At 40.9% G+C, this 18,900-nt stretch carries 19 protein-coding genes; 9 read left to right on the forward strand and 10 right to left on the reverse strand.

Annotation, left to right across the window (positions count from 1 at the left end):
- Positions 1-192: 192 nt before the first annotated feature.
- Positions 193-573 carry a response regulator gene (locus tag ACKTT2_RS20500; RefSeq protein WP_407890279.1) on the reverse strand — a complete coding sequence of 127 codons (381 nt, stop codon included), beginning with the start codon at positions 571-573 and terminating at the stop codon, positions 193-195.
- 603 nt (positions 574-1,176) lie between these two features.
- Here ACKTT2_RS20500 and ACKTT2_RS20505 point away from each other — a divergent pair.
- Both ACKTT2_RS20505 and ACKTT2_RS20510 read left to right on the forward strand, forming a co-directional pair.
- Positions 1,177-1,902, forward strand: coding sequence for a hypothetical protein (locus tag ACKTT2_RS20505; RefSeq protein ID WP_407890280.1), 726 nt, complete (start codon positions 1,177-1,179; stop codon positions 1,900-1,902).
- A 95-nt stretch (positions 1,903-1,997) separates the two neighbouring features.
- The gene (locus ACKTT2_RS20510; RefSeq protein ID WP_407890282.1) at positions 1,998-2,264 is read left to right on the forward strand and encodes a hypothetical protein; all 267 of its coding nucleotides are present in this window, start codon (positions 1,998-2,000) and stop codon (positions 2,262-2,264) included.
- 193 nt (positions 2,265-2,457) lie between these two features.
- Here the strand turns inward: ACKTT2_RS20510 and ACKTT2_RS20515 are convergent, their stop codons facing one another.
- The 4 genes from ACKTT2_RS20515 to ACKTT2_RS20530 all read right to left on the reverse strand — a co-directional run bounded on the left by ACKTT2_RS20515 (position 2,458) and on the right by ACKTT2_RS20530 (position 9,703).
- On the reverse strand, positions 2,458-6,111 hold the full coding sequence (locus tag ACKTT2_RS20515; RefSeq protein WP_407890283.1) for a WD40 domain-containing protein: 3,654 nt from the start codon (positions 6,109-6,111) through the stop codon (positions 2,458-2,460).
- A gap of 216 nt (positions 6,112-6,327) precedes the next feature.
- Positions 6,328-7,020, reverse strand: coding sequence for a DevA family ABC transporter ATP-binding protein (locus tag ACKTT2_RS20520; protein ID WP_407890284.1), 693 nt, complete (start codon positions 7,018-7,020; stop codon positions 6,328-6,330).
- Positions 7,021-7,029: 9 nt separating this feature from the next.
- Entirely contained in the window at positions 7,030-8,226 is a 1,197-nt protein-coding gene (gene devC, locus ACKTT2_RS20525; RefSeq protein WP_407890286.1) for an ABC transporter permease DevC, read from the reverse strand.
- Positions 8,227-8,287: 61 nt separating this feature from the next.
- A complete protein-coding gene (locus ACKTT2_RS20530) occupies positions 8,288-9,703 on the reverse strand; it encodes an HlyD family efflux transporter periplasmic adaptor subunit (protein ID WP_407890288.1) in 1,416 nt (471 codons plus the stop codon).
- Between the two features lie 524 nt (positions 9,704-10,227).
- Between ACKTT2_RS20530 and ACKTT2_RS20535 the strand changes: the two genes are divergently transcribed.
- Positions 10,228-10,854 (forward strand): TetR/AcrR family transcriptional regulator, encoded by a 627-nt coding sequence (locus ACKTT2_RS20535; protein WP_407890290.1) that lies wholly within the window; start codon positions 10,228-10,230, stop codon positions 10,852-10,854.
- 38 nt (positions 10,855-10,892) lie between these two features.
- Positions 10,893-11,936 (forward strand): methyltransferase, encoded by a 1,044-nt coding sequence (locus ACKTT2_RS20540; RefSeq protein ID WP_407890292.1) that lies wholly within the window; start codon positions 10,893-10,895, stop codon positions 11,934-11,936.
- A 174-nt stretch (positions 11,937-12,110) separates the two neighbouring features.
- On the opposite strand, the gene ACKTT2_RS20545 is transcribed toward ACKTT2_RS20540, so the two are convergent.
- From ACKTT2_RS20545 to ACKTT2_RS20565, 5 genes are all read right to left on the reverse strand, one after another.
- Positions 12,111-12,773: an HD domain-containing protein gene (locus tag ACKTT2_RS20545; protein ID WP_407890294.1), complete on the reverse strand. Its 663-nt coding sequence runs from the start codon at positions 12,771-12,773 to the stop codon at positions 12,111-12,113.
- A gap of 113 nt (positions 12,774-12,886) precedes the next feature.
- A complete protein-coding gene (locus ACKTT2_RS20550) occupies positions 12,887-13,192 on the reverse strand; it encodes a hypothetical protein (RefSeq protein WP_407890296.1) in 306 nt (101 codons plus the stop codon).
- On the reverse strand, positions 13,149-14,162 hold the full coding sequence (locus ACKTT2_RS20555; RefSeq protein ID WP_407890298.1) for an Alr2735 family protein: 1,014 nt from the start codon (positions 14,160-14,162) through the stop codon (positions 13,149-13,151). The genes ACKTT2_RS20550 and ACKTT2_RS20555 overlap by 44 nt, the downstream gene beginning before the upstream one ends.
- 235 nt (positions 14,163-14,397) lie before the next feature.
- Positions 14,398-14,949: an HD domain-containing protein gene (locus tag ACKTT2_RS20560; protein ID WP_407890300.1), complete on the reverse strand. Its 552-nt coding sequence runs from the start codon at positions 14,947-14,949 to the stop codon at positions 14,398-14,400.
- Positions 14,950-14,953: 4 nt separating this feature from the next.
- Entirely contained in the window at positions 14,954-16,339 is a 1,386-nt protein-coding gene (locus ACKTT2_RS20565) for a TIGR03985 family CRISPR-associated protein (protein ID WP_407890302.1), read from the reverse strand.
- 316 nt (positions 16,340-16,655) lie between these two features.
- Between ACKTT2_RS20565 and ACKTT2_RS20570 the strand changes: the two genes are divergently transcribed.
- The 5 genes from ACKTT2_RS20570 to ACKTT2_RS20590 all read left to right on the forward strand — a co-directional run bounded on the left by ACKTT2_RS20570 (position 16,656) and on the right by ACKTT2_RS20590 (position 18,893).
- Complete coding sequence (locus ACKTT2_RS20570; RefSeq protein ID WP_407890304.1) at positions 16,656-16,898, forward strand: AbrB/MazE/SpoVT family DNA-binding domain-containing protein; 243 nt, start codon at positions 16,656-16,658, stop codon at positions 16,896-16,898.
- Positions 16,895-17,332 (forward strand): type II toxin-antitoxin system PemK/MazF family toxin, encoded by a 438-nt coding sequence (locus ACKTT2_RS20575; protein WP_407890305.1) that lies wholly within the window; start codon positions 16,895-16,897, stop codon positions 17,330-17,332. The genes ACKTT2_RS20570 and ACKTT2_RS20575 overlap by 4 nt, the downstream gene beginning before the upstream one ends.
- Before the next feature lie 287 nt (positions 17,333-17,619).
- Positions 17,620-17,925, forward strand: coding sequence for a CRISPR-associated protein Csx3 (locus ACKTT2_RS20580; protein ID WP_407890306.1), 306 nt, complete (start codon positions 17,620-17,622; stop codon positions 17,923-17,925).
- Between the two features lie 47 nt (positions 17,926-17,972).
- Positions 17,973-18,506: a hypothetical protein gene (locus tag ACKTT2_RS20585; RefSeq protein WP_407890307.1), complete on the forward strand. Its 534-nt coding sequence runs from the start codon at positions 17,973-17,975 to the stop codon at positions 18,504-18,506.
- Between the two features lie 99 nt (positions 18,507-18,605).
- Entirely contained in the window at positions 18,606-18,893 is a 288-nt protein-coding gene (locus tag ACKTT2_RS20590; protein WP_407890308.1) for a hypothetical protein, read from the forward strand.
- Positions 18,894-18,900 lie beyond the last annotated feature (7 nt).

The raw sequence follows: 18,900 nt of genomic DNA on the forward strand, positions 1-18,900 counted from the left end.
ATTGACTTAACTTAGAAAGTTGGTAGAATACGCGGTACTGAATATTACGTAAATTTAAGTCAGTGATGTGGTAAAACTAGTGGTAAAACTATAAGGGGGTATGATTTAAAACTTAGAAAGCACCCTCTTGTTTTTGTCATCAGTTATTAGTCGTGTGTAAATCAGGTAGAACAATATTTTTCGGATAATAATTTATTTCCATTCTAGAATTTCAGCAACTCGCTCTGCAAATTTTAATATTTCAAAAGGTTTGGCAATTATTCCCACAATATTTAATTGAATCAGTTGATTTAAATGTATTTTTTGCACTTTATCAATCAGTAAAATAATGGGAATTTTTTGAAAAGATAAATCATTTTGTAGCTCTTTAAAAAGGATAAACTTATCAGAATCGGGTATTATTATGTCTACAATTAGCGCATTTGGAATATAATTTTTAATCAATAGCAATCCGTTATATACAGATTCAGTTGTGATAACTTTCAAGCTTGGATTACTTTCTAAAGACGCTTTAATAAAATGACTTTGGCTGGCTTCAAAATTAATAGCTAAAATGTATTTTTTGAGTTTCATAAATAGTGGTAAATATCTTAGAAAATGCTGTATAATTATCTAATTCTTAAGAAGAATTTACAAGTAAAAATAGAAAACTTAAGTCTCTGTAAGTAAGATTTTAGGGAGTAAAGATAAAAAACTTAAGATAAAAGTTAAGCTTTTTGTTGTAAGTAACACAATGTTGCAGATAGAGAAGTGTTCCTACAACGGCAAATTTATTTAGATATCTGGTTGAGCTAACTTTGTTAAATTTGGGAGCATCCCAATGAGCACGCATTGCCCTCAGAATAGAATTCTGGGGCTATACAAACAAAGTCCACATAGGTGGACTTTGTTTGTATAGACGCGATTTTAATCGCCCAATATTTTTTCCAAATTAGGATGCTCCCGTTAAATTTAAGCTTCTTATTACCCCTCAGCAGCCTTCTTTTCTAAGGGTGAGAGTAATAGACATTAGCACGAGCTAACTTTAGGTGAGCGAAGGTGGATGTCACAGAGAACAAGATACTTAACTTTTTTCTTAAGTTTCTTATCTTAAGTTGCTTAAGTTTTGTAGACCTACTAGACTTTGTTGCTAACGAGCGTCTGCTTATTGACTAAAAATTGATTGGAATTTGTCAGATGACTAATCAGCAGTGCGATGTACTAGCTAAAACTCAAAAGTTTTTAGATAGGGCAATAGTGTTAGCTTGGAGAGATGTAAAGTCGAGTCGCAGACCACCTGCTCTAACTCCTGTACGTTGGGTCTGGCGGCTTGCAGGTTCCTACCACTCTAGTCGCCATACAACGCGACTCATGGAGGAAGCTCGCGATCGCTTTGCTGCATCTGGTCGCATGAATTTAGCACAGTGGGCTGCACAGAAAGCCAGAGAAGAAGCAGGTCATGACCGACTTGCTCTGCTTGATATTCAGTCGATGGGATACAACGCAAAAGCTGTGGTGCAAGCGCTTGTACCATCTCCTATACAAGCTTTAGTTGATTACTTTTTTCAAACCGTGCAGACGACCGATCCAATTGGTTGTATTGGTTTTTTCTATACAGCCGAACGTTTGGGAACATTCATAGGGGAGGAATACATCCAAAATGTTGAGGCTTTGCTACCAATAGGTACTAATGCTACACGTTGGCTGCGGATACACAGTGGTATTGGTGCTGAAGTCAACCATGTAGAGGAAACAGTCAGGACTGTTGCACAGCTTACTCCTCAAGAGCGTAACTGCGTAGCGAGAGCTTGTTATGAAACCGCATTGTTACGCTTTAATCCTCCTAAGGAGGATTACATATCAGACGAAGAACTTCAGAATATATTGCAACCAATGGAGTTAAACACTTGCCTCCAAGTGTGAACTAATTTTTAGAAGCTAAATAAATGACCAAGTAAGCAAGAGTGCTTTTCTCAGATACTCTTAACTGTACTGTTCAAACATAGGGGAGAAGAAAGATGCGATTTCGGATTTTCGATTTTGGATTTTCGATTTTAGTATGGCTAGGTTTAAGTGCTACCTATGAAGCTGTTGTTTCAAAGATTTTTCCAAATGCAATGAAGACTACAACTATTGAACAGCAGTCTTCAAGCCATGATTTCGCCAGTAAACTCTTTGAGAACAGTTCCAATGTGTTGGATAACATCGAACTTGATGATTTGGGAAGTATCATAAATGAGTTCGCGCAAGGATTACCAAGCGACACTGAATTTAGTGTAATGTAAGTTATCTAGTCTATTTGTTCATCTAGTGGGTTAGATATTGCAACAGTCAATAGCCCTGATTGTCTAGTTTCTTAGCTAGGATCGTACAGCAACTTCAAGGCGTGTTGGCTCTAGCTTCCTTGACAGTTAGACAGTTAGGGCTTGATGCTGGTTGATTGGGCAAAAACCATTTTCTATTCATCATGCCGATATTTTAGGCAGGGTTTGTATTAGGTTGAGCTTTCTCAGTGGTGAAATGTTCACTCGTTTCATATGGCTGTCTGTAGAGGTGTTTTTCAGTTGCTGCTCCCAAGACTTTTAGCGTAGCAATCGTTGCTGTCGTTATACCTGTAATACCCATAATGTTCATTCGCTCATAAGGTTTCTCAATTTTTAGAACTTTTAAGCACTCGCCTGTTATGGAATCCCACAATCTAATTGTCTCATCTTCACCACCGCTAGCCAAAGTTTGATTATCCGGACAAAAAGCGACTGACCTAACCCAACCTCCTGTGTGTCCTTGTAAGGTTTTGAGACATTCACCAGTGCTGACATCCCATAGCTTGACTGTGTGGTCTTGGCAGCTGCTCGCTAATATTCGGCTGTCAGGGCTAAAGGCAACTGAGAGTAACCAACCTGTATCTACGTGCAAAAGTTTAAGGCATTCATTAGTGTTGACACTCCATAACCTTAATGTTTGATCTGTACTGGTAGTCGCCAACAGCTTACCATCCGGACTAAAAACAACTGACCAAACCCAACTTGTATGTCCCTCTAGCGTCTTGAGGCACTCACCAGTACTAATGTCCCAAAGATTAAGTGTCTGCTCCAACGCGCCGCTGGCAAGCATCATTCCTTGAGGACTAAAGGCGACTGACCACACCTGATTTGTATGTCCCTGGCAAATTCTTAAAGCTTGACCCGTGTTGACATCCCATAGCCTAACTGTTTGGTCTTCACTACCACTCGCCAGTGTTTGACCGTCAGGACTAAAGGCAACTGACCGAATCGCAGCACGATGTCCTTGAAAAATCTGCAGGACTTGACCTGTGTTGACATCCAACAGCTTTATTGTTCGATCTTCACTACCACTTGCTATGCACTGTCCATCAGGACTAAAGGCAACTGACTGAATCGCACCACAATGTTCCAAGAACGTTTTGAGGCATTCACCAGTACTAACACTCCACAAATTTACTGAAGAATCGTGACTGCCGCTTGCTAGCGTCTGTCCATCCGGACTAAAAGCAACTGAAAGTACTTGATGAGTATATCCCTGGAAGATTTTAAGGCATTCACCAGTACTAACACTCCACATCCGTACTGTCTGATCGTAACTTCCACTAGCCACAAGATCGCCTTGTGGACTAAAGGCAACCGAATATATCCAACTGGAATGTCCTTGGAAGGTTTTGAGGCACTCACCAGTGCGAACGCTCCATAGCTTCACTGTTTGGTCAAAACTACCACTTGCTAGAATATCACCTTGTAATCTGAAAGTGACGGAATATACTTCATTGAAATGTCCCTGGAAAGTTTTGAGGCATTGACCAGAGTTGATATCCCATAACTTTACCGTTCGATCTTCACTACCACTCGCCAAAATCTGACCATTAGGACTAACAGTAATAACCCGTATTCCATCACTGTGTCCTTGGTAAATTCTAAGGCAGTTACCTGTGTTAATGTCCCATAACCGAATTGTGTGGTCATCACTACCACTAAAAAGCGTTTGCCCATCTTTACTGAAAACAACAGAGCACACCCAACTTGTGTGTCCTTGGAAAGTTCTAAGGCATTCACCAGTTTGAACACTCCATAACTTCATCGTCTGGTCATCACTACCACTTACTAATATGTCACCATTCGGACTAAAGACAACTGACCAAACCTCATAGATATGTCCACGCAAAGTCTGAAGGCATTCACCAGTACTGATATCCCACAACTTTACAGAAAAGTCAGTACTACCGCTAGCAAGAGTACTACCATCAGGACTGAAGGCAAGGGATACAACCCAGTTAGAATGACCTTTACAGGTTAGAAGTTGTTTCCAATCCGAAACTTGGTACAAGCGAATTTCACCATTAGTATCACCCAAGGCTAAAAGTTTGCCATCGGGGCTGAAGGCTACCGACAAAACACCACCAAAGCTTTCTGCAAAAACAGACTTAGCTAGATTGGCGTTTTGGAAATTTACATCGTGCAATTTCACATTTCGCAAGTCAGCCTGCCAAACAGTCATATAAGAAAAATCATAGCCACTTAGGTCAGTTTTTAAATGACAAAGCAGATTAAGAATGTTTCCAGCCATATAACTTTGTTCTAGCGGCGCTGTCTTTCGTAGCCTCGATAGAATTTGAGTTAACTGATTTTCAATACTTCTTTTGCTTCTAAAGACAACAAACAGCCTATCAATAACTGGTTTAAGGATGAGACGAATTTGAGTTTCTCTAACATATTCTTTTGCTGTTGCCTTTAGCAAAGCATGACACTTGAATAAATCAAGATTCTGAGTCTCAATTTCTCCACAAACTTGCTCTACCAATCGATTAGTCATATACTCCATAACTACAGGTTGTAGCATGAAGAGTGCTGCGCTTTTCTCAACGAGCGTAGGCGTAGCCTTCTCGATTAGAGATCGCCTTACCAAGGACTCGATCGCCTCCAATAATTTTTGTGGTGGTACTGGTGATACAATATCTTCTCGTAACTCAGATAGTGAAACTGGATCGCGATTAATTGCCAGCCAGTATATTATTTCCTTTTCTAAATATGATAAGCGTGCAAATTGCTGCTCTAACAGTTCGCAAATGTCGCCAAAAACAACCGTGTCTTGTTTTAGAAATTCAGAAAGATTACCATCAAAGACATCTTGGATTGTCGTCGCTACTATTTTTAAAGCTAAGGCGTTACCAGCATAGCGCTCGACGACTGTTCTCAATTCTAACTCTGAGCCAGAGAATCCCTTGACTTCAAATATCTTTTGCCCATCTACCGCCTCCAAACCACTTAGCCGTAATGAACGAACGGGCAACGTTTCTCCTTCCAGTGATGCCACATCTTTGAGTTTTTCCCGAGAAGTCAGCAATAAGCAGCTCCTATGGAAAACTTCTCCTACCCGTCTTATCAGTTGACTATAATCCTTACAGCCTTCTCGATAAGTTCCCGCAATAACACCACTTTGCAAAATTGTTTCAGCATTGTCTAGTATAATAAGACAGCGTTGTTTTTGCAAATAATCAATTAGTCGCAAAATCCTTTCATCTACGCTGGTTGGTAACTCAGCTTCTAAAGCCTGCGAGTTGTCGAAAAATTGAATCAAGTTACCGAGTAGCTCGAAAAGTGGTGGCGCATTGTAGAGCGATCGCCAGATAACATACTCAAACTGGTGCTCAATTTGATGTACCAACTTAGCCGCCAGAGAGGTTTTACCGATACCGCCCATTCCCAACAATGCTACCACCCGGCAGTGTTCCATCAGCCATTGTTCTAACAAAGCCAATTCTACTGTGCGTCCATAGAAAACAGAGACATCAACTGCTTCTCTCAAATCAACACCTTTGGGGCGCTTTAAGCTTTCCTGCTTTTCTAAAGCCGACTCTGGCTTTGTATAATCGCTTTGACCCAATTCTAAATTAAACGTCATAAACAAACGAACAAGCGTTTGCCTGTCAACTCCTGTTTCACGAGTCAGTACTTTCCTAAAGGTAACGGGAGTTATTCCAACCCGTTCGCTTAATTCTTCAAGCGTCCACCTAGAGCCAAAATTTTCTTGAAATTCCCACTCAACTTTAGCATTTTGAAGTCTTTGCCAGCCTTCACGAGTAAGTATAACACCGCGATTTCGTTTTAACTGCCGATTCATATACTCTGTCAATTTTTGCTTCTAGTAAAAATTACTGAAAGCAAGTTGCCTTTGTTAGTTTACACTAGACTCCGGCTTGAAAATCTATAGTAAAAACACGTATTTTCATATCAGATTCAAATACAATCTTTAGAGATGAATTTCTATATAATAATGTTCTCTATACGTAATAATACAGAGAGAATATTTTTAAGCAAATACTTAAAAAAATAATTTTCACCCCGCAATAGTAGCAGCACTTGCCAACTTACCATCTTCCATATGGACAATGCGATCGGCTATATCTAAAATACGGTTATCGTGAGTCACCAAAAGGATAGTGCAACCCTGCTCTTTTGCTAGTTGCTGCATCAAATCAACAACATCTCGACCTGATTTACTATCAAGAGCAGCTGTCGGTTCATCTGCTAGAACGATTTTCGGACGACTTACAAGAGCGCGTGCGATCGCAACCCGTTGTTTTTGTCCTCCTGACAAGTCATCCGGGTAGTAATTGAGACGATTTCCCAATCCTACTAACTCCAGCATATCAGCTGAACGTTTCAACATCTCCTTTGGAGAAAGACTTTTATGCAGTTCCAAACCCATCCTGACATTTTGGATTGCTGTTAAGCTATTGTGTAAGTTATGAGCCTGAAAAATATAACCATTATTCCGTCTTGCTAGTGTGAGTTGTTCTGCACTAGCACCACACAATTCTCTTCCTAAAACCATCAAACTGCCCTGTTGTGCCGAGCGCAATCCACCAACTAAGGTCAAAAGAGTAGTTTTTCCCGAACCAGAGGGACCTGTCATGATGATAATTTCGCCAGCATATATTTCTAAGTTAATGTCAAATAGGACTTGTTTGCGGAGTTGACCTTTCCCAAAGAAGTGGTCTAAATTTTGAACGATGATAACAGGTTCCATAACCAATTCCTAAAACATATCTGCTGGGTCGGCTGATTGGACTTTGCGGGTGGCAACTGCACCAGAAATCATACACATAATAATAGTTAAAATTTGTACCTGTAGTGCGCGTGCCAAAGTCATATATAATGGCAAGTTAGTAGCATTTCTTGTCATGGCATAGAGACCAAAAGATACTGCTATACCGGGTAAAAACCCTAGCACTGCCATAATAATAGCTTCTTCAAACACCACCCCTAATAGGTAAGCATTGCGATATCCCATGGCTTTGAAAGTGGCATATTCTTTCATGTGGGCATTCACATCAGTGGAAAGAACTTGATAGACAATAATCACTCCCACAATAAAACCCATTGTCACACCCAAACTGAAGATAAAACCAATCGGTGTACTTTCTTGCCAGTGCTTCTTTTCAAATGCAACAAATTCTTCTTTTGTAAAAACTCGAACATCGCGACTGTCTTGAAGATGAACTTTCAATGCATTTGCAACTTGCTGAACTTTTTCTGGTTCCTTATACTCTGGTTGTAGCTGAATAAGACCTAAATTCACACTTCCTGCATCTTGTTTAGTAAAAATACGTAAAAAGTTTTGATCGCTAGTTATTAAACTACCATCTGCAATAAAGGAAGCTCCTACTTTAAATAAACCACGAATCGTAATTGTCCGCCGTTCTATTTCAGTAGTAGCAGGTTTACCTTGGCTAACTTGGGCATAAACTTTTTCATACTCTCCTCTAGAACCACTGTCAAAGAGGACAGTATCTGGAAGTTTGACAGCGTTTAACTGACTGTTCACTTCCGGTAAATCAAAGGCTGGTCGATCCGGATTGAACCCTATAATCAAGACGCCAGTTTCCTTGTGCGTTTGGGGATTTTTCCAGTCAATAAAACCAAGATACATTCCATCAGATGACTTTACCCCTGGTATATCTCTTGCTTGCAACAATCGTCGTCGAGGGAATGTAGACAAATATGCTAAGTTACGTCCTTGAGGGCTAACTAAAAAAATGTCAGCATTCATGCTGCGATGCAATCGAGTATTGCTATCAAATAATGCAGTCTGAAAACCTAACTGCATAAACATAAGAACATCGGCAAAGGCTATCCCTGAAAGTGCTACCAAAAAACGACCTTTTTGGTGAGTTAGTTGTAGCCATCCCAAAGGCGTTCTTCGCCCTAGTTCCTGAAAAATGAAGCCAATCATAACACCCTTGCCCACCTACTAACTACTAACCAGTGACCAGTGACCAGTGACCAGTGACCAATTACAAATCAATCGTTGCGGTAACTTGCATATTAGAGAATTTGGCTGCTTTTCGGCTAGATGTTTCGTCAAGCCGAACGTGGACTTCCACAACTCTTGCATCTATATTGGTTGTAGGATCGCTATTAACCACGTTTTGTCGTAGTACTTGCGAGCCAACTCGCTCGATAATTCCTTGCAATTCACCGGGCATAGATTCGCTTGTCAAGCGTACCTTTTGTCCCGTTCGCACTTTATTAATATCGCTCTGGTAAACTTCTGCTACTGCGTACATCTGGCTAGTTTGACCCATTTCGGCGATGCCTTCATCAGATATGACTTCTCCAGGGCGGGTGTAAATCTTTAATACTTGCCCTGCTTCAGGCGAACGCACGAATGCTTGTCGAAGATTTGCTTCGGCTTTTTTGACAGCTGCTATGGCTCGATTGACTTCTGCTTGAGCTGAAGCCACATCTACAGGTCTGACTTCAGAGATTCTATCCAAAGTTGCACTGCTTTCCTTAATTTGTTGGTCTCGCGATGTTTCTATTCGCTTGAGGTTGGCTCCGGCTTCCGCAAGTTGTTGTTTTCCAGTAGCGTCTACACGTTTGAGGTTAGCTTTTGCTTCTACAAGTTGTTCGTTTCGCGACTCTTCTATACGTTTGAGGTTAGCTTGTGCTTGTGCAAGTTGTTGTTGTGCCGTTGCTAGAGTTAAGCGCTTGTTATCTAATAAAGATATAGCGATCGCTCCTTGCTGATACAGTTTTTGATAGCGTTGGTATTCGGCTTGAGCATTTTCCACTTGTGCTTGGAACTGACCAATAGTGGCTTTTTGCGCTTCTGTTTCTGTTTCTTTTTCTGCTTTTAGGCGGGCAATAGTGGCTTTTTGGGCCTCAACTGACGTATCTTTCTCTGCCTGTATGCGAGCAACAGTGGCTTTTTGTGCCTCTAGTTCTGTCTCTCTTTCAACTTGTATGCGAGCAACAGTGGCTTTTTGTGCTTCTATTTCGCCCTGTTTAGCTCCTGCTTTCACTTGGGCAAGATTTGCTTGTGCAACTCGCACTTGCTCTTGTGCTTCTGATAGTGCTGCAGCAAGGCGATCGCGATTATCTAGGATAGCAATTAACTGTCCCTGTTGAACCATAGTTCCTTCTCGAACCAGGATTTGTTCTACCCGACTTCCTTCAGTTGATGTCGGTGCAGACAGTTTTACCACCTCTCCTTTAGGCTCCAAACGTCCCAATGCTGTTACCGTTTTAACTTCTGGAACAATTGTCGGTTGCTGTTTGCTCGCCGCAGCATTGCTCTGAAATTTCTGTACTGTATAAAGACTCAAGCCTCCTGCTGTAAAAGCTGCTAAAAGCACAAAAAGAGCAGGCGGACGTAAAAAAGGTTTTAAAGGAGATGAACCCTCAAACTTAGACGAGTGTTCCAGCATAATTATGTTTCCATCGGTTAAAAAACTAAACCGTTTAGTCTTATAATATATCTTAACTAAACCAATAAATTTAGTTTTGCTTCTACTAGTTTTTATTTACACTCATTAGAGTACAATTTCCTATACTGCCTATGCTGTTTTCTACCACTAGTCAACAGATCCAGCTTTTGCTGAATACAGTATAGAAAAAGCGTATCCAAGAGTAGGTGCAGAAACTATATATCTTAAGAAGCATTTTCATGTTTTGTAGTGGTAACAAATAACACTTTGAATGACTAGTAGTGCATATTACTATTTTGAAATTGTTAGCCTAAGATATATTGCAAAAAAGTAAACATAATGCTGTTAGTTGAATTTACCCCCTCAATCCCCCCTTGCCAAAGCAGGAGATCGGATTTCTAGTTCCCTCCCCAATGGATTGGGGAGGGTTATGGTGGGATAAAAACAACACGAAAACCTCGATTTATAAGCTATTTCAGACTTGTGCATACATTGTATAACTCCCCAATCAGGACTATAAAAATATGGTAAAAGCAAGAATAACTGAAGTCGAACGAGATAGTTCAGCAGATAAGGTCGAACAAATTTTACAAGGTGCAATGCAAGAGTTTTTAACTCGTGGCTATGCTGGGACTAGTATGGATAGGGTTGCATCGAGTGCTGGTGTTTCCAAGGCAACCGTTTACAGTCATTTTCAAGATAAAGAGGGATTATTTAAAGCGCTGATAGAAAAATTAGCTCGAGAACGATTTCACTCAGTGTTTGGAACAGTCTCTCTAAAAGGAAATCCTAAAGTCGTCTTGCGTCGATTGGCATTAAAAGCATTGAAAGAGATGCTTGATGATGAAGAGTATCGTGCTTTTCATCGAGTTTTGATTGGAGAGTCCGGGCGTTTCCCCGAACTCGCTCAGTTTTGTGTTGGAAGTCTCATAAAGCCTGCGATCGACATTGTAAGTCAATACCTAGCGACTTATCCAGAACTGAAGATAGCTGATACGGAAGCAACAGCGATGCTTCTTGTTGGTTCGTTGACCCAATTTGTCATGATTCAGGAGACAATGCACGGTAAGAATATTCTTCCTATAGAGAGCGAACGATTTATTGATGCGTTAATAGATTTGATTTTGAAACCAGTGCAGTGTGGATTATAACTAGATTTAGATAAATATATTTAAAAATTTTTGAATTTATGAGTCAAGCACAAACGAACAACAACCCGGAAGTTTCTGCAAGCACTAGTATGTTGGAGATGATTTCCAGCTTTTGGGTGTCACAGACAATTTACGCTGCTGTAAAACTGGGTATTGCTGATTACTTGCAAGAACAACCCAGAACAGCAGGAGAATTAGCTGAAATGACCAATACCCATGCACCATCTTTATATCGATTACTACGCGCTCTTACAAGTGTGGGGATTTTTACTGAAGATGAAAATCATCGGTTTGGTTTAACGCGCTTAGGTGAAACCTTATGTACCGATTGTCCTGGTTCTTTACGTTTTTTTGCCATGATTCAACTGGGACAAGAGCATTATCGAGCGTGGGGGAATTTGCTACATAGTATCAAAACTGGTGAGGTTGCTTTCGACAATCTGGTTGGGATGAATGTTTGGGATTATTACGTCAAGAATCCTGAAAATGGTAAGGTTTTTGAACAAGCAATGACCAATATGACAGGATCTCAAATAGAGGCTATTATGGCAAGTTATGACTTTTCAGAGTTGAGCTTAGTGGTGGACGTTGGTGGTGGTCAGGGCAGTCTATTAACAACTATTCTGAAAGCGTATCCAGAACTTAAGGGAATTCTTTTTGATACACCAACAACCATCGAAAACGTCAAACCTCGTTTGCAAGCGAATAGCGATGTTGGCAACCGTTGTACAGCTGTGTCAGGTAACTTCTTTGAGTCAGTTCCGAGTGGTGGCGATGCTTATTTGATGAAGTTTATCATTCACGACTGGGATGATGAAAAAGCGATCGCAATTCTTAAAAATTGTTATCGAGTAATGCCGGAAAACAGTAAGCTTTTATTATTTGAGACAATCATTCCTCTTGGAAATGAACCATTTTTTGGGAAGTTACTTGACATAAATATGTTAGTGATGACGGGCGGACGCGAACGAACAGAATCAGAATATCAAGTATTGCTGCAAGCTGCTGGGTTCCAACTGAACAAAATTATTTCCACTCCTTCACCTTTAAGCATAATAGAAGCTGTGAAATGTTCTGGATAATATATAGCGGTTTGCCATTATCACAAAGTACACCAGGTGTAGGGACGCAAAGCCTTGCGCCCCTACAGGCGTTGGAACCACACAAACAAAGCCTGCGGAAGGCTGGCTATAATGAGTCCGCACAAAAAGGACTTCGTTTGTATAGCTGCGAATTTTATTCGCCAAGTATTTTGACTACCTTTGCGTAAGTCCTGTATTTATCTGTTGTATTTCCTGCAAAATATTAGAACGAGCAGATAATTCAAAAGCTTGAAACATTGGTTCTGTATAGTAAATGCGATCGCGTTGCAACAATCTCTGCAAAACCCGCTTTCTTCCTACAAAATACTCGGCTTCTGATAACCAAGCATACTCTTGATGAATCGCCATAGCATAATTACCGTATTCAACAGGGGAACTGCCTAAGATTGCCAGATCTGCATCTAGAAGAACCTGACAATCACAATTATCTGGTGTAGTTTGATGAGATTTAGTACTCAAAATAAAATGGCTTACGGTAGCAATAATTCTTGAGGAAAACTCTAAAGATGTAAGCAGAACGCTTGCATATTCAGAACTTTTTTCTTCATTATCATTTCTTTGAGGATCGTACACAAAGTCATGAAACCAAGCAGCAAGTTGAACAGCCTCCAAATCCTGAATTTTATCTTGTAAACTTTCTATTATATTGAGAACATATTCTATGTGTTCTAGCGTATGATAATAGCGGTTGGGACTAGAGTAAGCCGTGACTATTTGAGTAAATGTCACATGAGTAAGCTCGGGCTTAACTTCAAAAGATACAAGTAAATGCTGCCATTGATGAAATAGTTTGTTGATAGGGTCATTAAAATTCATACTTAGTTATATCAGAATCATATTTGATTTTTGAAATATACGTAGTAGGGTGGGCAATGCCCACCACTAAAACTTTTGGTGGGCATTGCCCACCCTACAGTATTTAAAAATTTTCACAAGTCATTTATGATTTCTATAGTCTTTTCTGTTGAAGAAAGGGTACTTAAAAAGGACTCTAAATTTTCAATAGATATTAATTCATCAAACATTCCCGGTACTGTATTGCGGATTCTCAGATGGATTGCCCTACCCGATTTGTCTTCTTGAAAATCGTAGATGAGATTCTTTTTAACCGCTTGAGTTAGGAGAATATGGTGTGGTGGGAATGCAAGTAGCGCTTTGGTGCGTTGTTCTTTTGATAGGGCAAACCACACCTTACCTTTGCGATCGGGTTCTATTTTGGCGTTCGCGAAGCGCAAGCTGTACCCAGCTTATCGCATCTTGAATTTGGTTCCAATCAGCTTGACCGATGGCTGCTTCTAGTAGCACTTCAACTGCTTTAAGTTCTATTGAAGAGAGCTCGCTAAGAGGAGTTCTGAGGGGAGATTGTTCCATAGAGAGATAAGCTTGGTACTGAGTGATGTTCTGTAGAGTTCTTTGACGTTCGAGACTTTCAAGAGAAGCTATTGACGGTTGAATAGAGATGGGGATGGGTTGATTAATTTCTAGAACGCATTTTTTTGTTGCATCTAATAATATAAACTCCCGTCCCTGAAAATTGATTTTGGGGAGCGTCGAGTCTAGGGTGATACTAAGAGATGAATCATCTTCCTCTACAACAGAAGCCTGGAGAGCAATGTCAGTCATAGAAGCCTGTGTTTCCAAAACTCGAACAACTTCTTGCCGCAGTTCTATAGATTGGGCTGTAATGGTTTGGGGTGTTTTACCTTCACTTGCTACCATTCGCTCCAAGGCAACACCAGCTTCAGGATGGTCGTAGATATCTCCCGTATTGAAGAATATGCCACCTTCACCCCAGATATTGTCCTTGAGTTGCTTGGGTTTCCTTTGTTTCTTGCCAAGAGTTTTGGTCAAGTCGTCTACTTGACTTGGGGTAACCTCTGGAAGAGATTCAAGAGCCTCCCTAACAGGAGTATTGGAGGGGTAGGCTAGTTTTCTAAGGGAGAGGATACCCAGTGCTGAGATTTCTTCTAGGTCGCACTCAGAGTATTTTTGTACCAGATCTAAATATTCTTTGATATCTTTGGGGTTTTGCTGGTATTGTTTGAGTTCTCGCGTAAATTCTATCTTGCCAATGCTCTTTTGGATGAGAGACAGTTCTGACGCGGCTTCCAAGAGCGCCAATGTTGCTTCTTGGATTTGGGACAGGCAAGAGGAAATATTTTTTTGTAGGGGGAGCTGGCAAAATTCGACTGATGTTGCTACCATAGAACTCAGTAAAAGAATTATATAATTACTTTTCCCCCGAGGAGTCGTTAGCTCTTTGGGGGAATTTCTATAATTATACATCAACACCGGATCTTTTTGTTACGCATTAAAAAAATTAACTTTTAAGATTTATTTGTGGTAACTACTCCTTACCCGCTCTAAAATTTGACTCCGGCATATAGAGTGGGTAATGCCAACCATTCGCTCTTGGTGGGCTGTCTTCCCTATCTACTTGTTAGAGTTTTTCAACAACTCGTTCGAGTTCTTCTATCATCCAGTTAGAACCTGTTTCTTTATACACCTGTACTAAGGATTGGTAGAACCACAAAGTTTTTTCTTTACCGCCATTGAATTCAGACCAGATTGCATCTCCAAATTTTTGCCAATCAGCCAGCAAGGATCTAGCATTGTGTAGTTTGTCAGCTATGGAGACGAGTCGGACAGAGGGAGAAGCATAGCGGAGTTTTTCTAAATACCGATTTTTTCTCTCTTGCCATGGGGGTTTGGGTGGTGTATCCCACTCCGTACAGCCATCAATAATTTCTACAACTGTTGCGCCAAAACTCTGGAGGATGTGTTCGCGGATTGCTTTTCCTCCCTGGTCTTCTATACTATCGTGCAACAAAGCTGCGATCGCTTCGTCTTCACTTCCTCCTGCTTCTAGTACCAATGCCGTTACACTGAGTAAGTGAGCGATATAAGGAGTTCCGCCCACTTTACGAGTTTGATTGGCGTGAAGGCGAGTGGCGTAGATTAATGCTGATTCAAATCGTTGTGTTAATTTCATGGTTTTATTTATTGTGGTAAAGGTTAAATTCTGTAGCAACATCATCTGCTATATTTTTTCGTAATTCCCAAGGCATAATAACTTCAGCTTTTGGTCGCCATGCTCGTATACGCATACTGACGTTATTATCGCCATGTCGGTAATAGAGGCGATAGTAAGCATCTTTGTCAGAACGATTTTCTAAAATTTTGAGTAATGTCTGTTGTTCTGGTGATTTTGTATTTTGCTGTATCAGATTCTTTGCTTGCTTATAGCTAATTGCCTCAAAAGTTTCGTGTCGGAAGGTATTTTGAATATAGCGATCGTGAAAATTTCGGTCAAATCGTAACAGCATCAGTTGGGAGGGCAAATAGAAATCAAAACCCCACGCTTTGGACATTTCTATAGCAATGTCATCTGGGTGGGGTAAAGATGCTTGTCGATCGCACTTTTGTAAATTTGAGGGAAGAGCTGATGACCATTCTAAGGCAGTCATCTTGTAAATGCGATCGAGGCGAAAATTGTACCAGTCCGTTTTTCGTTCTGGACTTTGACCGTAAGCACACAGATAAACTGCTCTTTGGACGTAGTAAATGCAGACTGGGTAAACGATGCAATCCACAGTGTTTCCCAATCTAGCACTCTTGTAACCGAGTTTAACGGGTGGTACGGGAGTTTTTGCCCAAAGTTGTTTTAACTTGTGCTGCCAATCCTCTACTACATCAATGGTGCTACGGGGAATGACATAATCGAGTTGTAGAAAAAAACGTTGCACGCCATTGATTTTTTGGGCATGAGTTTCTGCGATCGCCTTTGGCGCAAGCCGTACCCGGCTTATCGCAACCAAGTCTTCCTGTAGAAAGTTTAATTCATAAGCACTGAGTTGGGTAGGTGTGGTTTCATCTTGAGAACTTAAGGGACGTGGTGGAAATTCCCGCACGCGATGATATTTTTGGGCTTTGTATTGCAGCCAGCCAAGGTCGGCAAGAGTTTGCAAATCGCCTTGGAGAGAACGACGAGTGACACCGAACAAGCGCTGTTGTAGCTGTTGTTCCAGGTGAGATAAATCCATACCAGTGTGAGCAAGCATCAATCCCTTCCACTCGCGAGCAGTCATGCTAGTTTTTTCGCTAAATAACCACTCTTCTGTCGTTTTGGAACACGGACAAAGAGAGTCATGCAGTTTGGGGATAACATCTCCTTTGGGGTGCGTGCGAGTGAAGAATGCATCCCGCCATTGTGCATAGGTGAAAGAGCCATTTAAAACCAAACGCTTTTGAGTGTTTCCGTATAGCGATCGCAACCACACCCACAAACGTATCGCACGCAACAGGTTTTGTTTGAGCGAACCTCGTGCCAACCACTGTAATAGTTCTACAGAAGGGAGATCTTGAAAAACTTGTTCGGACACTAGTCAAATTCCTGTGGATCTAACTTTCTCTAGGATAAAGCTAGTTGGAAGCAGAGTTTTCCAGGGAAGGCACGAATTTAGTATCAAAGTCTATACCAAAAGTATCTACAATGTATATACTAGACTAGAGTTACTTCTTTTCCGCTCTGAAATTACCGATCTTTGTAGGGTGGGCATTGCCTACCATTCGCGCTTTGGTAGATCCACCCTACGTGTTTAAGTAATTTTCTAGCAGGAAGGGAGTAATTACATAAATCTATTTATTTGATGTATTTAGATTTGTAATTTTCTAAGGAAAACAATTTTAAGGTATTGTATGAGCACAGTTATATCTAGATGGGGAAATAGCTTAGCCATTCGCATTCCTAAAGCAGTAGCCGATCGAATACAAGTTGAGGAAGGTACTCATGTGAGTATCAGTATTTCAGGTGATAGCATTGTGATTACGCCTCAAAAGAGAAAAAAATATACACTTGACCAACTTCTAGAAGGCATGACACCAGATAACTTTCATCCTGAAATTGATACTGGAAGCGCTGTGGGGAATGAGATTTGGTGAGCAGTTCGTATATTCCAGATCGAGGTGATATCGTTAAATTAGAATTTGGATTAGTCGAAATTACGGCGGATTTAATCAAACGGGCATTTACCTTGAAAAATGCTGGTATGTCTTTTGAAGAAATTGCCAAGACACTGAATTCTGAATTAGAACGTCAAGGGCGCGAGCAGCAAGGCTATCGCCCTGTTTTAGTTTTGTCTCCCTTTAAATACAACAAAATGTCTTCTATGGTTTTGGTTTGTCCCATCACTTCTCAAAAGAAAGGGCTGAGTTTTGAGGTGGGACTGATGGATGGTATGAAAACTAAAGGAGTCATTTTAACCGACCAAGTAAAATCTTTAGATTGGAAAGCCAGAAAAGTCTTGTTTGTAGAAAAAGTGGAACGGGATTTAATCGAAGAAGTACAAGCAAGGATAGAAACTTTAATTCTGTGAGAGATATATGAATTGATTACTCCCTGGGCGTGCTCTTACTCCCTTCGGTGCCAGAAGACTACCATTACAGGTAGGGTGGGCACTGCCCACCATTCGCCGTTGGTGGGCAGTGCCCACCCTACAAAGTGAGTGGAATTTTAGAGCCTAAAGGGAGTAAGATCCTCGATTTCTTTGGAGAAGTCAGGAATTTTGCAACCCCTAAGTATCAAGTGTAAGTTGTCTCTTTTCTGGAAGGAGCCTTTTCCAGTAGGGAGTATGATAGACCCATGAGTTCAGAGGTTAATGAAATGACAACTTACAAGATGGAACTGAAAGACGAGATTTTGCGAATCAATTTTGGAGAAGCCGCCCAGAATGACCGGATTGTGCAAGATACTACCGCCCGTCTCGAAGAAATGATTGACTCAGGCGAACTTACAGGAGGTTCTTTACTTAAGGTTAATGGACCTGCTTCTATACCAGTAGCATTTGCGATCGCACATAAAGTCGCTCACCTTTACGGGGCTGTTGGTTGCTTTGACCCCAAATTAGGGAAATATGTGATTTGTATCACACACAATCCAGCGTATAAGTTAGGAGACTTGATTGATTAATTTAAATTTAGGGTCTGGGTGTTGATGTTTCTACCACTGCTGAATCAATGAGTACTTACCATATCAAGTTAGAGGGTGATGTTTTAAGAGTCAAATTTGGTACACCAGCTAATGGCGACCAAATTGTCCGAGATGCAGCAGCACGTTTGGATGAAATGATTGCTGCTGAGGAATTCAAGGGAGGACGGTTGCTGAAAGTAGATGGTTCAGCATCGTTAGCTGTGGGTTATTTGATAGCTCATAAAATATCTCATCTGTATAGTGCGATCGCTATTTTCGATCCCAAGATTGGCAGAAAAGGTTACAAGACGTTTATCGTAGCTATTTCCCATACTCCGGCGTATAAGGTTGGTGAATTAATTGAAACTGATGAAACTCAAAAAGAGAAGCCGATTGTTAAAGTTGTGCTTTGCGGTCCTCCACAATCGGGAAAATCCTGTTTGCGGGAAGGGTTGAAGCAGGCGATTTGTAGTATTGCAAGCGCACCCTATCCTTATGTAATTACAGCCTGTCCCGATGGAGAAGGCGCTTGGTTTTCACCAAGCAGCAAGAAGAGATCCAGAATTAGCAAGACGACTTAAGGAAGAGTACAAAGCTAAGTTCACCTTAGAGTTTGCTCAGAAAGCGGCTGGTTGGGTAAGAAGTGCATACCTATCAACGTCATTGATGTGGGTGGCAAAATGACTGACGAGAACCGATTGATTATGAGGGAAGCAACTCACGCCGTTATTTTAGCGGGAGATAAAGGTAAAGACGAGGTTCCGAAATGGGAAGAATTTTGTCGAAATTTAAATTTGTGTATAATTGCTAACCTTTATAGCGACTACGAAGGCAGCGAGGATAAGATTGGGAACGAATCTCCAATCCTAACGGGTAGCATTCATCAACTCAGACGGGGAGAGGATCTTTCTAGTCGTCCAATGGTGCAAGCCTTGGCGCAGTTGTTAGTGAGATTGAGTAAGGGATAAGTTAAAG

The sequence above is a fragment of the Scytonema hankhaensis NUACC26 genome (assembly GCF_045865695.1).
Taxonomy (GTDB): Bacteria; Cyanobacteriota; Cyanobacteriia; order Cyanobacteriales; family Nostocaceae; genus Scytonema.

Bases quoted from the DNA above. Each gene is read 5' to 3' on its own strand.
- ACKTT2_RS20540 (WP_407890292.1), top strand. From the start codon at position 10,893: ATGAGTCAAGCACAAACGAACAACAACCCGGAAGTTTCTGCAAGCACT.
- ACKTT2_RS20510 (WP_407890282.1), top strand. From the start codon at position 1,998: ATGCGATTTCGGATTTTCGATTTTGGATTTTCGATTTTAGTATGGCTA.
- ACKTT2_RS20580 (WP_407890306.1), top strand. From the start codon at position 17,620: ATGACAACTTACAAGATGGAACTGAAAGACGAGATTTTGCGAATCAAT.
- ACKTT2_RS20570 (WP_407890304.1), top strand. From the start codon at position 16,656: ATGAGCACAGTTATATCTAGATGGGGAAATAGCTTAGCCATTCGCATT.
- ACKTT2_RS20555 (WP_407890298.1), bottom strand. From the start codon at position 14,162: ATGGTAGCAACATCAGTCGAATTTTGCCAGCTCCCCCTACAAAAAAAT.
- ACKTT2_RS20535 (WP_407890290.1), top strand. From the start codon at position 10,228: ATGGTAAAAGCAAGAATAACTGAAGTCGAACGAGATAGTTCAGCAGAT.
- ACKTT2_RS20545 (WP_407890294.1), bottom strand. From the start codon at position 12,773: ATGAATTTTAATGACCCTATCAACAAACTATTTCATCAATGGCAGCAT.
- ACKTT2_RS20500 (WP_407890279.1), bottom strand. From the start codon at position 573: ATGAAACTCAAAAAATACATTTTAGCTATTAATTTTGAAGCCAGCCAA.
- ACKTT2_RS20590 (WP_407890308.1), top strand. From the start codon at position 18,606: ATGACTGACGAGAACCGATTGATTATGAGGGAAGCAACTCACGCCGTT.
- ACKTT2_RS20520 (WP_407890284.1), bottom strand. From the start codon at position 7,020: ATGGAACCTGTTATCATCGTTCAAAATTTAGACCACTTCTTTGGGAAA.
- ACKTT2_RS20585 (WP_407890307.1), top strand. From the start codon at position 17,973: ATGAGTACTTACCATATCAAGTTAGAGGGTGATGTTTTAAGAGTCAAA.
- ACKTT2_RS20515 (WP_407890283.1), bottom strand. From the start codon at position 6,111: ATGAATCGGCAGTTAAAACGAAATCGCGGTGTTATACTTACTCGTGAA.
- ACKTT2_RS20530 (WP_407890288.1), bottom strand. From the start codon at position 9,703: ATGCTGGAACACTCGTCTAAGTTTGAGGGTTCATCTCCTTTAAAACCT.
- ACKTT2_RS20560 (WP_407890300.1), bottom strand. From the start codon at position 14,949: ATGAAATTAACACAACGATTTGAATCAGCATTAATCTACGCCACTCGC.
- ACKTT2_RS20505 (WP_407890280.1), top strand. From the start codon at position 1,177: ATGACTAATCAGCAGTGCGATGTACTAGCTAAAACTCAAAAGTTTTTA.
- devC (WP_407890286.1), bottom strand. From the start codon at position 8,226: ATGATTGGCTTCATTTTTCAGGAACTAGGGCGAAGAACGCCTTTGGGA.